The sequence below is a fragment of the Streptomyces sp. NBC_00414 genome (assembly GCF_036038375.1).
Taxonomy (GTDB): Bacteria; Actinomycetota; Actinomycetes; order Streptomycetales; family Streptomycetaceae; genus Streptomyces.
In genome coordinates, this window is sequence record NZ_CP107935.1 from 1,393,171 (window position 1) to 1,406,027 (window position 12,857).

8 protein-coding genes are annotated in these 12,857 nt (G+C 72.8%); 3 read left to right on the forward strand and 5 right to left on the reverse strand.

Features of this window, described 5'->3' with window-relative positions:
* The first annotated feature begins 37 nt into the window (after positions 1-37).
* From OHS59_RS06140 to OHS59_RS06150, 3 genes are all read left to right on the forward strand, one after another.
* Positions 38-2,254, forward strand: a complete 2,217-nt coding sequence (locus OHS59_RS06140) for an NHLP family bacteriocin export ABC transporter peptidase/permease/ATPase subunit (RefSeq protein ID WP_328499073.1) — start codon at positions 38-40, stop codon at positions 2,252-2,254.
* Positions 2,255-2,372: 118 nt separating this feature from the next.
* Complete coding sequence (locus OHS59_RS06145) at positions 2,373-5,141, forward strand: NHLP bacteriocin export ABC transporter permease/ATPase subunit (RefSeq protein WP_328499074.1); 2,769 nt, start codon at positions 2,373-2,375, stop codon at positions 5,139-5,141.
* Positions 5,142-5,300: 159 nt separating this feature from the next.
* Positions 5,301-6,809: an MFS transporter gene (locus OHS59_RS06150; protein ID WP_328492377.1), complete on the forward strand. Its 1,509-nt coding sequence runs from the start codon at positions 5,301-5,303 to the stop codon at positions 6,807-6,809.
* Between the two features lie 203 nt (positions 6,810-7,012).
* Here the strand turns inward: OHS59_RS06150 and OHS59_RS06155 are convergent, their stop codons facing one another.
* The 5 genes from OHS59_RS06155 to OHS59_RS06175 all read right to left on the reverse strand — a co-directional run bounded on the left by OHS59_RS06155 (position 7,013) and on the right by OHS59_RS06175 (position 12,849).
* Positions 7,013-8,341 carry an MDR family MFS transporter gene (locus OHS59_RS06155; protein WP_328492378.1) on the reverse strand — a complete coding sequence of 443 codons (1,329 nt, stop codon included), beginning with the start codon at positions 8,339-8,341 and terminating at the stop codon, positions 7,013-7,015.
* Entirely contained in the window at positions 8,334-10,094 is a 1,761-nt protein-coding gene (locus OHS59_RS06160) for an ABC transporter permease subunit (RefSeq protein ID WP_328492379.1), read from the reverse strand. The genes OHS59_RS06155 and OHS59_RS06160 overlap by 8 nt, the downstream gene beginning before the upstream one ends.
* A 16-nt stretch (positions 10,095-10,110) precedes the next feature.
* Positions 10,111-11,607 (reverse strand): ABC transporter substrate-binding protein, encoded by a 1,497-nt coding sequence (locus tag OHS59_RS06165; protein ID WP_328492380.1) that lies wholly within the window; start codon positions 11,605-11,607, stop codon positions 10,111-10,113.
* A gap of 72 nt (positions 11,608-11,679) precedes the next feature.
* Positions 11,680-12,213: a GNAT family N-acetyltransferase gene (locus tag OHS59_RS06170; RefSeq protein WP_328492381.1), complete on the reverse strand. Its 534-nt coding sequence runs from the start codon at positions 12,211-12,213 to the stop codon at positions 11,680-11,682.
* A gap of 162 nt (positions 12,214-12,375) precedes the next feature.
* Positions 12,376-12,849: a hypothetical protein gene (locus tag OHS59_RS06175; RefSeq protein WP_328492382.1), complete on the reverse strand. Its 474-nt coding sequence runs from the start codon at positions 12,847-12,849 to the stop codon at positions 12,376-12,378.
* Positions 12,850-12,857: the final 8 nt, after the last annotated feature.

The window sequence follows — 12,857 nt, forward strand, 5'->3', positions numbered from 1 at the left end:
GGACACCTCGTCCCCCACGCACACCACGGGAACCGAACTGCCGCCGCCCGTACGGGGCCGCCGCCGCGCCGCGCCGCCCGAGCGCAAGGTCCCCAAGGGCCGGGGCGGACGGGTCCGTACGCCCACCGTCCTGCAGATGGAAGCCGTGGAGTGCGGCGCCGCCTCCCTCGCGATGGTCCTCGGTCACCACGGGCGGCACGTCCCGCTGGAGGAACTGCGTATCGCCTGCGGTGTCTCGCGCGACGGCTCGCGGGCCAGCAACCTGCTGAAGGCGGCCCGCAGTTACGGCCTGACGGCCAAGGGCATGCAGATGGACACGGCGGCGCTCGCCGAGGTGCACGCCCCGGCGATCCTGTTCTGGGAGTTCAACCACTACGTCGTCTTCGACGGGACGGGGCGCCGCCTCGGCCGGCGCGGGGTGCACATCAACGACCCCGGCAAGGGCCGTCGTTTCGTCCCCATGGAGGACTTCGACACCAGCTTCACCGGCGTCGTGCTCGTCCTGGAACCGGGTCCGGACTTCGAGAAGGGCGGCCGCAAGCCGGGTGTCATGGGCGCCATGCCGGCCCGGCTGCGCGGCACCTCGGGCACCATGCCCGCGGCCGTGCTGGCCAGCCTGCTGCTGGTGGCGGTCGGCGCGGCCGTGCCCGCGCTCAGCCGCACCTACATCGACATGTTCCTGATCGGCGGGCAGACCTCGCTGCTCGGGGTGCTGTTCGCCTCCATGGGCGCGAGTGTGCTGCTGACGGTGGTGCTGACCTGGCTGCAGCAGGCGAACCTGCTGCGCGGCCGGCTCATCTCCTCGACGCTCAGCAGCGCCAAGTTCCTCCGGCACCTGCTGCGTCTGCCGGTCACCTTCTTCTCCCAGCGCAGCCCTGCCGACCTGGTGCAGCGGCTGCAGTCCAACGACGCGGTGGCCGAGACGCTGGCCCGGGACCTCGCGGCGGCGGGCGTGGACGCGGTCGTCGTGGTCCTCTACGCCGTGCTGCTCTACACCTACGATCCGCAGCTCACAGCTGTGGGCATCGGGGTAGCCCTGCTCAACGTGGTGGCGATGCGGGTGGTGATCCGGCTGCGCGCGACCCGTACGGCGAAGCTGCGCGCCGACAACGCGCGGCTGACCAACACGGCGTACACCGGCCTGCAGTTGATCGAGACGATGAAGGCGACCGGCGGCGAGGACGCCTACTTCCGCAAGTGGGCGGGGCAGCACGCCACCACGCTGGAGGAGCAGCAGCGCCTCGGGGTGCCGAGCGCCTGGCTGGGTGTCGTGGCACCGACCCTGGCGACGCTCAACAGCGCCCTGATCCTGTGGATCGGCGGTATGCGGGCCGTGGAGGGGCACATATCAGTCGGTCTGCTCGTCGCGTTCCAGGCGCTGGTGACCCGCTTCACCGCGCCGATCACCCGCCTCAACGGTGTCGCCGGCCGTATCCAGGACTTCGCGGCCGACGTGGCCCGGCTGAAGGACGTGGAGAACTTCGCCGCGGACCCGCTCTACTCGCGGCGCGGCGCGAGCGACAGCACCCGCAGGCTGCAGGGGCATGTCGAGCTGGAGAACATCACCTTCGGCTACAGCCCGCTGGACAAGCCGCTGCTGTCCGGGTTCTCGCTGTCGGTCGGGCCGGGGCAGCAGGTGGCCCTCGTCGGCGGTTCCGGCAGCGGCAAGTCCACGGTGTCCAGGCTGATCTCGGGCCTGTACGCGCCCTGGGAGGGCGTGATCCGTATCGACGGGCAGTGGCTCGATGACATTCCGCGGGGCGCGCTCGCGTCCTCGGTGTCCTTCGTCGACCAGGACGTGTTCCTCTTCGAGGGCACGGTCCGCGACAACATCGCCCTGTGGGACCCGTCGGTCCCGGACGAGGCGGTGGTCGCCGCGCTGCGGGACGCGGCGCTGTACGACGTGGTGATGCGCCGCCCGGGCGGCCTCCAGAGCCGGGTCGAGCAGGACGGCCGCAACTTCTCCGGCGGTCAGCGCCAACGCCTTGAGATCGCGCGGGCGTTGGTGCGCAGGCCGAGCATCCTGGTGCTCGACGAGGTGACGAGCGCGCTGGACGCGGAGACCGAGCAGTTGGTGATGGACAACCTGCGCAAGCGCGGCTGTGCCTGCGTGGTCATCGCGCACCGGCTCAGCACCGTGCGCGACAGCGACGAGATCGTGGTGCTCCAGCACGGCACGATCGTGGAACGCGGGCGTCACGACGCCCTGGTGGCGGCGGGCGGCGCGTACGCCGAGCTGGTCAGGGAGCGATGAGATGACGTCCGCGTACCCGCAGAACGAGTACCAGCAGAACCAGTACCAGCAGAACGAGTACCCGCAGCCGCAACAGCCCGTCGCCGAGGGCGATTACGTGCTGGGCGCGCTCGGCGGCATGGGCAGCCCGGTCGACGGCTCGGGCCTCACGCGCCTGGGCCTCGAAGGGCCGCACGTCCTGTGGCTCGTCGCGGCCGGGGCCATGGACCTCTTCGCCGTCGACGCGGCCCAGCAGGGCCACTGGCACCACCTCGGCCGTCTCGAAGCGGGTTCACTGCTGCTCGGCCCGGTCGCCGGACCCCAGCACACGCTCGTCGGCAGGCCGCTGCGCGAGTGCGTCCTGCGCCGCGTCGAACTGCGCGAGCTGTATCAGCCCCCTCAGACCGAGACCTGGACCTACGACGCGTACGGCACCCCCCAGTACGTGCCCCCGTCGACCAGCCCCCTGGAGTACGCCCTCTCCCTCGGCGTCGGCCGGGGCCTCGCCATCCTCTTCGAGGCGCCGCTCGCCACCGAGCGCGGCGCGGCCCTGACCGACGAGGACATCCTGTGGACGCAGGTGCCGCCCGGCAGTGTGCAGTACGGCTCCCTGTACGGCGCCGAGGCCGCGGCGGACCTGCTGGTGGACCCGGCGCTGTGGCAGACGATGGTCGACCAGCAGTACCGCCTGCTGGCCACGCTCGACCGCTGGATCGAACAGCTGGAACGCACCCACGAGACCCGGACGGCCGCGGGCATCAAAGCGGGCGAGGCGGTCCGCGCGCAGGCCGACCGTACGCTGATCGCCTCCATCTCCAAGCGCTCGGGCCCGGGTCCGGGCGCGGCCGACGCCGATGCCACGTACGCGGCCTGCCGGCTCGTCGCCCGCGCGGCCGGGATCACCCTCGCGGACCCCGCGAAGGGCGGCACGGAGAGCGACCGCCTCGACCCGGTGGAGCGGATCGCGCTCGCCTCCCGGGTCCGGGCCCGTGCCGTACGTCTCGACGGGCGCTGGTGGCACGACGACGTCGGACCTCTGGTCGGGCACCGGGTCGCCTCGGGGGCGCCGGCCGCCCTGCTGTGGCGGCGCGGCGGATATGTGGCGGTGCATCCGTCGAGCGGCCGGGAGACACCGGTCGAGAAGGCCAACGCGGCGGAGTTCGAGCCGCGCGCGGTGATGTTCTACCGGCCGCTGCCCGAGCGCGGGCTGACCCCGCTGCGGCTCTTGCGGTTCAGTCTCCAGGGCACCGGCTCGGACATGCGCAACCTCGCGCTCAGCGGTCTGGTGACGGTGGCGCTCGGCGCGCTGGTGCCGATCGCGACGGGGAAGGTGCTGGGCGAGTTCGTACCGAAGGCCCAGGAGAGCCTGATCGTCCAGATCTGCCTGGCCATCATGATCGCCGGTGTGGTGTCGGCGGCTTTCACGCTGATGCAGAACCTCACCATGCTGCGCCTCGAGGGCCGGATCGAGGCCACGCTCCAGCCGGCCGTGTGGGACCGGCTGCTGCGGCTGCCCACGAAGTTCTTCACCTCGCGCTCCACCGGCGAACTGGCCAGCGCGGCCATGGGGATCAGCGCCATCCGTCGCATGATGGCGGGCCTGGGCCCGGTGGTGGTCCAGTCGGTCACGGTGGGCGCGATGAACCTCGCGCTGCTGTTCTGGTTCAGCGTTCCGATGGCGCTCGCCGCGATCGGCATGCTGGTGGTGATCGCCGGGGTGTTCCTCGGGCTCGGCCTGTGGCAGGTGCGCTGGCAGCGTCGGCTGATCGTGCTGAGCAACAAGCTCAACAACCAGGCGTTCCAGACCCTGCGCGGCCTGCCGAAGCTGCGGGTCGCGGCGGCGGAGAACTACGCGTACGCGGCCTGGGCGGGCGAGTTCGCGCGCAGCCGTGAGCTCCAGCAGCGGGTGGGCCGGATCAAGAACCTCACGACCGTCCTGGGCTCCGTCTATCTGCCGTTCTGCTCGCTCATCATGTTCATGCTGCTGGCGGGACCGGCGCGCGGATCGCTGTCGGCCGCCGCCTTCCTGACCTTCAACACCTCGATGACCATGCTGCTGACCTCGGTCACCCAGCTGACGGGTTCCGCCGTGTCGATGGTCGCCGCGCTGCCGATGTTCGAGGAGATCAAGCCGGTTCTCGACGCGGAGCCGGAGGTGCGGGTGGCGAGCACGCGCCCCGCCGAGCTGTCCGGTGCCATCGAGGCGAAGAAGCTGTCGTTCCGGTACACCGACGACGGGCCGCTGGTCCTCGACGACCTGTCCTTCGCGATCCGGCCCGGCGAGTTCGTGGCGGTCGTCGGCCCGAGCGGCTGCGGCAAGTCCACGCTGCTGCGGCTGCTCATCGGCTTCGACAAGCCGGTCACCGGCAGTGTGCTGTACGACGGCCAGGACCTGGCCGCGCTCGACCAGTCCGCCGTGCGCCGCCAGTGCGGTGTGGTGCTCCAGCACGCCCAGCCGTTCACCGGTTCGATCCTGGACGTCATCTGCGGCACGGAGCCCTACACGCCCGAGGAGGCGATGGCCGCCGCGGAGATGGCGGGGCTCGCCGACGACATCAGGCGCATGCCGATGGGGCTGCACACGCTCATCTCCGGCAGCGGCGCGGTCTCCGGCGGTCAGCGGCAGCGTCTGATGATCGCCCAGGCCCTGATCCGCCGCCCGCGCATCCTCTTCTTCGACGAGGCGACCAGCGCCCTCGACAACGAGACCCAGCGCACGGTCATCGAGAGCACCCGCGCGCTCAACGCCACCCGCGTGGTGATCGCGCACCGGCTGTCCACCGTCATGGACGCGGACCGCGTCATCGTGATGGAGGACGGCCGGATCGCCCAGCAGGGCTCGCCCGCGCAGCTGCTCGCGGACACGGGCGGCCGACTGCACGAGCTGGTGCGCCGGCAGATGCGGTAGGACTCGGGACCGGCCGTCCGGGTTGACCGCCGGGCATGTGACGTCCGTCTCGCTAGCGAAACTTTGTCGTTTCGATGAAAGTGGTCTAGCCTCGAAGAGTACGAAACAGTTTCGTTTACGTGCATCCAGTGCCGAGCGAACTTTCCCTGGAGTCCTCCCATGTCCAAGACACAGACCCTGTCCGAGGACGCCCGCAAGGGCGCCCAGGACGCACCCGGCGCGGCGCGCCCCGCGAACCGGTGGTGGATCCTCGCGATCATCGGCATAGCGCAGCTGATGGTGGTGCTGGACGCGACCATCGTGAACATCGCGCTGCCGTCCGCGCAGGCCGACCTCGGCTTCACCGACGGCAACCGCCAGTGGATCGTCACCGCGTACGCGCTGGCCTTCGCCTCACTGCTCCTGCTGGGCGGCCGCATCGCCGACCTCTTCGGGCGCAAGCCCGCCTTCCTCATCGGTGTCGCCGGATTCGCCGGAGCCTCCGTGCTCGGCGGCGCGGCCAACAGCTTCGGGATGCTGGTCGTCGCCCGCGCCCTCCAGGGTGTCTTCGGCGCCCTCCTCGCGCCCGCCGCGCTCTCCCTGCTGAACACGACGTTCACCGACGCCAAGGAACGCGCCAAGGCGTTCAGCGTGTACGGCGCCATCGCCGGTGCCGGTGGCGCGCTCGGGCTGCTGCTCGGCGGTGTACTGACGGACGCGCTGGACTGGCGCTGGACCCTGTACGTCAACGTCGTCTTCGCCGTCGCCGCCTTCGCGGGTGGCTGGGTGCTGCTGAACAACCACCGTGACGCCGCGAACTCCAAGCTGGACCTGCCGGGCGCGCTGCTGGTCTCCGCCGGTCTCTTCTCCGTGGTGTACGGCTTCTCCAACGCCGAGACGCACGACTGGGGCTCCCCGCTGACCTGGGGCTTCCTGGTGGCGGGCGGTGTGCTCCTGGCGGTGTTCGGCTGGTGGCAGACCCGTGCCGCGCACCCGCTGCTGCCGATGCGCGTGCTGCTTGACCGCACCCGTGCGGCCTCCTTCATCGCCGTCCTGGTGACCGGTGCGGGCATGTTCGGTGTCTTCCTCTTCCTCACCTACTACCTGCAGCTGAACCTGGGCTTCAGCCCGACCAGGACCGGTGTGGCCTTCCTGCCGATGATGGCCGCCCTGATGGTCATGGCCCAGGTGTCCACGACGATCCTGGTCCCGCGTATCGGCCCGAAGACCGTCATTCCGGCGGGCTTCGCGCTCGCCACGGTCGCGATGGTCTGGCTGACCGCGATCGACGTCGACTCCGCCTTCTCGACCGCCGTTCTGCCGCCGCTGCTCGTGATGGGCGCCGGACTCGGCATCGTGATGCCGCCCGCGATGGCCCTGGCCACGAGTGGGGTCGCCGCGGAGGACGCGGGGGTCGCCTCGGCCACCGTCAACACCATGCAGCAGGTGGGTGGTTCCATCGGTACCGCGCTCCTGAACACGCTCGCCGCGAGTGCCGCGGCCAGCTTCCTGGTCGGCAGGGACGCGACCGATCCGCTGGTCCGGGCGCAGTCCTCGATCGAGAGCTACACCACCGCGTTCTGGTGGTCGGCCGGGTTCTTCGCCGCCGGTGCGCTGATCACGTTCCTGCTGTTCCGGCCCGGGGTTCCGGAGCAGGATCCTGACGCGGCGCCTGTCGTCCACATGTGAGCCACCCGAACTGAGGGGCCGCCGTCTTCAGGGAGACGGCGGCCCCTCTTTGCCGCCCCCTTCGGGGAGGGCGGGGCGGTGTGGGCGGCTGGGCGGCGGCGTGGGGGCTGGGTGCGCCGGTCCCCCGCCCCTACCCAGCCGGGCTGCACCCCAGCTGTTCGCTTCAGCCGCGTCCAGGCTGAGCGCGCCGTTCCCCGCGCCCCTCAAGAGCGGGGCTTCGCCCCGGCTTCTGCGTCTGGTCGGCGGGGTAGGAGCACTGTCGCTGTTGCCGCGATCGTTGCCAGGAGCAGCCAGGGAACGGCCGGTGGCAAGGTCGTGTCCAGGAGGGAGCCGGTCGCCGCGCTGCCGATCAGGACCATGAGGCCGGAGACCGAGGAGAGGGCGCCCGTGTAAAGACCCAGTCTGCCGCTCTCGGCCAGGTCGGGGACCCAGGCGCGGGCCGCGGGTGCGACCAGCATCTGCCCCAGGGTGAGCAGGACGACGTAACCGGCCACGGGCAGGAGCCCCACGGTTCCCGTCCATCCGGCGGGCCGGGCCGCGGCCACGACCGCGAACCCGGCCGAGATGAGCAGCAGCCCCGTCGCCATGGACCGGCGCAGGTCGAGCCGGTCGCCCGCCCAGCGTGTGACGGGCAGCTGGGCCGTCACGACCAGCAGCGAGGAGAGCGCGAACAGCCAGGCCAGCGGCGCCTGTGAGCCCGCCGCGCGCTCCACCTCGACGGGCAGCAGCTGGTACAGCTGGTTGTACGCCAGCAGATAGGCGCCGTACGCGCAGCACAGGGCGAGGAAGCGCCGGATGCGCAGCAGGCGCCGGAGCCCGCCACGGGAACGTACGTGTGCCCTGCCGGGGATGCGTTGCGGCAGTAGCCACGCGTGTCCCGCCAGGACGAGCACGAAGACGCCCGCCCCGGCGAGGCAGACCGCGCGGAAGTCCACGGCAAGCAGCAGTGCCCCGATGAACGGGCCGAGGAACGCGCCGGCCTGGCCCGCCACCGTGAACAGCGCCAGCACGTGCGTCCGCGGACCCTCCCCCGCCCCCTCCCTGCACACCGCCTGCCGGGCCACCTCGGACTCGACCGCGGGTGAGAACAGCGCGGCGGCGAAACCGATCAGCAGTACGGCCGCGACGACCGTCCAGGTGGTCCGCGCGTAGCCGAGCCAGCCGAAGCCGGCGATCCGCAGGACGCATCCGGCGAGCACCACGGGACGCACCCCGTACCGGTCCGCCAGCGCGCCGCCCACCACGAACAGCCCCTGCTGGCTGAAGGTCCGCAGGCCCAGGACGAGGCCGACCAGCCAGCCCGCCATGCCGATCGCCGTGCCCAGGTGTTCGGCGAGGAAGGGCAGGACCGCGAAGAAGCCGATGTTGAAGGCGAGCTGGGTGAGGACGAGCAGGCGCAGCAGCGGTGAGAGGGAGGTGAAGGTGCGGAGGGAGCGGGAACGGAGGGAGCGGGTTCTCCGTGGAGGGTGGCCCGCGTCGGTGGCGCCGCCGCCCAGGTCCCGCGGAGGCGGTGGAGGTTGCGGCTCAGACATGGCGGCGCGGTACGCGCGGGGCCCGGGGCCACCGGACCCCGCCACCGGCCGTGACCGCGACGGCCCCCAGGAGGGCGAGCGCGGCGGCCGGTGCCAGTGACGCCCAGGGTGCCCGTTCCGCGTACGGCTGGTTCTCGGCGAGGAGCAGGCCCCACTCCGGGGACGGCGGCTGCGCGCCGAGGCCGAGGAAGCCGAGGGCCGCGAGGGACAGGGCCACCCCGGGCAGGCGCAGCAGCGCGTGGCGCAGGACGGGGGGCAGGACGGCCGGGAGGAGGTCGTGGCGGAGCAGTTGGAGCGAGGTGGCGCCGAGGCCCCGGGTCGCCGCGAGGTGCGTGGTGGCCCGCTCCTGCCGGAGCAGGGCCGAGGTGTGGGCGGCGAGGGGCGCCCAGGCGACGGCGGTGACCGCGAGGGCCGGGGTGGCGGGACCGCTGCCCGCGACCGCGGTGACCAGGAGTGCGGCGAGGACCGGCGGTACGGCGTTGACCGTGTCGGCGAGCGGTCCGGAGAACCGCGGCAGCAGCCCCAGGGTCGCGCCGAGGAGCAGCGCGGCGGCGCTGACGGCGGCGGCCAGGGCCAGGGTGTCCAGTGCTCCGTGGCCGACCCGGGCCAGTACATCGCGCCCCAGCGCGTCCGTGCCGAACGGGTGCGCCCGGGAAGGGGCCCTGAGCCGGGCCGTGGTGTCCAGGGCCAGCGGGTCCCGGGCGAGGCCCAGCGCGATGACGGCCAGCAGCAGTCCCCCGTACAGCAGGGGCTGTGGCGTGGGGCGGGACGGTGTCGGGCGGTGCAGTGAGGGCAGCGCGCCGTCGCGCAGGGCCGGGCCGATCAGGAGGCGCGCGCCGAGACGGGCGAGGCCGCCGACGGCCGCCGCCAGCACGACGAGGGCCAGGGTGCCGGCCTGGAGGACGGGCAGGTCCTGCGCCACGGCGGCCTGGAGCGAGAGCCGTCCGAGGCCCGGGATGTCGAAGATCTGCTCCACGGCGACCGCGCCGCCGGTCAAGCCGACGACGAACAGCCCCACGTTGGGCAGCAGTCCGGGCACACAGCGGCGCAGCGCCTGCCGTGCGACGGTCCGGCCGCGGACTCCGCGCGCGGCGGCGGCCGGCGCCCACGGTTCGGCGAACGCGCCCGGCAGGAGGTCGTCGAGCATCCGCCCGAGCAGCGCGCCCGCGGGCAGGCCGAGCGAGAGGGCGGGCAGCACCATCCACCGGGGGCCGTACCAGCCGAGGGCGGGCAGCCAGCCGAGCCGCACGCCGACGACGGAGGCGAGCACCGAGGCGGTCAGGAAGTCGGGCAGGGTGGCCAGGAGCGCCGAGCCGCTGCCCGCGGTACGCCGCTCGTCGAGTCGTCGGCCGGCCCCGAGACGCAGGGTCCGCGCGCACACGCCGGCCGCCGTGACGGCGGCGACGGCCAGTGCCCCGCCCATCAGCAGCAGCGAGGCCCCGAGCGCCTGGAGGACCGACGGGGTGACCTCGGCGCCGGAGATCCACGAGCGGCCCGCGTCACCGTGCAGCAGGCCGCCGAGCCAGTCGCCCAGCAGCCGCACCGGTCCGGCGTCCAGGCCGAGTTGCGCCCGGATCGCGTCCAGTACCTCGGGGGTCGCGGTGCGCTCGGCGGACCGCGCCCTGAGGACGGTGAGCGCCGGGTCCGTGCGCGAGAGCCACGGCAGCAGCCCGACGCCGCACAGCAGGGCGGCGACGAGGGCGGCGCGCCAGAGCAGCACCGGCGCCCCGCCTCGGAGAGCGGCTTTGAGCACGTGAGCCGTCCGCCCGTCAGCGCCGGGTGCCGACGCCGACGAGGCCTCGCTCGTACGGGTCGAGGAGCACCCCGCCGACCTCGGCGCCGACGCCCGTGATGATCCGCTGGTGGACCAGCGGCACGACGGCGTCCGTAGCGAGGATCGCCGCCTCGGCGGTCATCGCCGCGTCCTGCCGCTTCGCGGTGTCACTGATCGACTCGGCCTCGGAGACGGCCTTGTCGACCTTCTTGTCGCACAGGAGGGCCAGGTTGTAGCTGCCCTCGCAGGTGTAGTCGCTGGCGAGGATGGAGACGGGGTCGCCGGTGTCGAGCATGGTGTTGCGGGCGGACACGAACGCGTCGAACTTCCCGGCCAGCGCGTCGCTCTCCAGCCGCGAGTACTCGCGCACCTCCAGCCTCACCGTGAACCCGGCCTTCTCCAGCTGCTGCCTCAGCACCTGGGCGACCTCGGGCAGTTCGGGCCGGTTGTCGTACGTGGCCACGGTGAGCGTCTTCCCGGCGGCGCCCGCCGCGGCCCGGCCGGCCGGCTTCACACGCTTGTCGGCCGCCCAGGTCAGGGCGGGCCCGTAGACGCCGACGCCGGAGTCGGCGTGTCCCTCGTAGACGCCCTTGGCGAGGGCGGAGGTGTCGATCGCCGCACGGGCGGCGGCCCGCGTCCTCGCGTTCTTGAAGGCGCCCGACCTGGTGTTGAGCAGGAGGCTGGTGGTGCGGGTGGTGGCGGTCTCGCGGCGGGTCGCCTTGTCGAGGGAGGCCGCCTGCGAGACGGGTACGGCCTCGGCGATGTCGGCCTCGCCGGTGCGCAGCGCGTTCGTCCGGGCGGTGCCGTCGGCTATGAACTTCGCGTCGACGCCGGAGGCCTGGGCGCGGCCGCCCCAGTAGTCGTCGAAGCGGTCGAGGGTGGCCGCGGTGGTGCCGGTGACCTCGGTGAGTTCGAAGGGGCCGGTGGCGGTGCCGACGGGGCTGACCGCGTCCTTCTTCGCGTACGCCCCGGGCGAGAGGATCACCAGGCCGGGGCTGGACAGGCGCAGCGGCAGGGCCGGGTCGGGGTCGGCGGTGCTCACCCGTACCCGGCCGCCGTCCACGGCTTCGGCGGTGAGCTCGACTCCCGAGAGGGCGGCGGTCACGGGGTCGGCGCCCGCGGCACGGGTGAGGGCCGCGGCGACGGCCTTCGGGGTGACCTCGGTGCCGTCCTGGAAGCCGGCGTCCCGCAGGGTGAACAGCCAGCCGCGGTCGTTCTCGCGGGTCCACGACTCGGCGAGCGCGGGGGCGGCGGCGCCGTTGGCGTCGAGGCGGGTCAGTCCCTCGGTGACACCGAGCCTGGTGAGGAGGGTGGCGTCGGCACCGTACGGGGAGAAGTTCTCGGCGGGCGGGAAGGCGAGCGCGACCTTCAGCCGGGAGCCTTCCGGGCCGTCGGAGGACCCGCCGCCACCGCCGGCGGCGAAGCAGCCGGTGAGCAGGGGGGCGAGCAGCAGTCCGGCGGCGAACCTGCGACGGCGGGGAAGAGGAGGCATGGTCACTTTCGTTCAGGACGGGGGTGCCTTGTGCGGACGGGGCGCGCCTTCAGGGCAGGAGCACGTACGCCTTCAGGGCAGGGGAACTTCGAAGTGCACGATTCCCTGGCCCCCGCCGGGTTCCTCGCGCTCGTCGTGGACCGCCTTGCCCAGCGAACGCCAGAACGCCTCGGCTCCGGGCACCGCCGGATCGGTGTGCAGATAGACGGAGCGATAGCCGCCGTCGGCCGCCGCGAAGTCGAGCAGCCCCGACACGAGCTGTCGGGCCAGGCCCTGTCTGCGGTCCTCGGGGCGGACGTAGACCCGGCGCAGCTGGGCGGTCTCGCCGGAGGGGTAGCGCTCGGCCAGGTGGCGCGGGTTCGGCGGGTGGGCCGGGCCGCGGGAGTCGAGCGCGGCGGTCGCGGCCACCGTGCCGTCCCGCCGGTCGACCGCGACCAGCAGGGTGTGGCGGACGGGCGCGAGGTAGGTGCCGTGGAGGTCGACGATGTCCCGGTGCCAGCGAGGTACGTAGCCCGTGCCGAAGTCGCGGTACACGGTGTCGAGCATCACGGAGCGGGCGCCGTCGACGTCGTCGGGGGTCGCCGTTCTTATGCAGTAGTCACGCACTTGCGCATCATATGCATTAAGGATGTACGGCTCCGCCTGGGGGCGGGTGCGTCAAGACCGCACGGGCCCGGCCGGTGGACAGGCGCGTCAGGACCTCGCGGGCCGGCCCAGAAGGGGATGCATGTCGAGACCACGGGGGTCAGCCCGGTACGGGATGGCGGGTCAGGACTTCGCGGGGGCGCCCGGGGTCGGGCCGGTCCGGCGCCACGATCCCTTCCACACGACCCAGACATGTCCGTCGGGGCCGTGGTGCACGTTCAGTCCGTCGACGACGGCGAGCAGCGGCAGGTTCTTGGCACCGGCCGGGTCACCCGCGTCCAGCGAGACCGCCACGTCGTCGGTGGCCGCGACGGTGATGCCCGAAGGATCCGCGGTGAGAACGATCCGGCAGGTGTCGGCGGCGCTGCGCGCCAGCAGGCATCGGCTCGCGGAGCAGCCCGCGTCGAGGACCGGGGAGACGAACGACAGCGGGGCGTCGATCACCTGCGTCACCGCCACGGCGGCCGCCTGGGCCGCGAACTCCCCGTCCGCCCGCGCGAAATGGGCCGTGAACTCCATCTCCCGAACGGGCTCCATGAGCCCGTGCTCGGTGAGCAGCGCAGGTCCGTCCGAGGAAGCGCGTACCGGCGTTCCCACCGCCAACC

Excerpts from the sequence above, each read along its gene's own strand:
- OHS59_RS06145 (WP_328499074.1), top strand. The coding sequence starts at position 2,373 with ATGGGCAGCCCGGTCGACGGCTCGGGCCTCACGCGCCTGGGCCTCGAA.
- OHS59_RS06155 (WP_328492378.1), bottom strand. The coding sequence starts at position 8,341 with ATGTCTGAGCCGCAACCTCCACCGCCTCCGCGGGACCTGGGCGGCGGC.
- OHS59_RS06165 (WP_328492380.1), bottom strand. The coding sequence starts at position 11,607 with ATGCCTCCTCTTCCCCGCCGTCGCAGGTTCGCCGCCGGACTGCTGCTC.
- OHS59_RS06150 (WP_328492377.1), top strand. The coding sequence starts at position 5,301 with ATGTCCAAGACACAGACCCTGTCCGAGGACGCCCGCAAGGGCGCCCAG.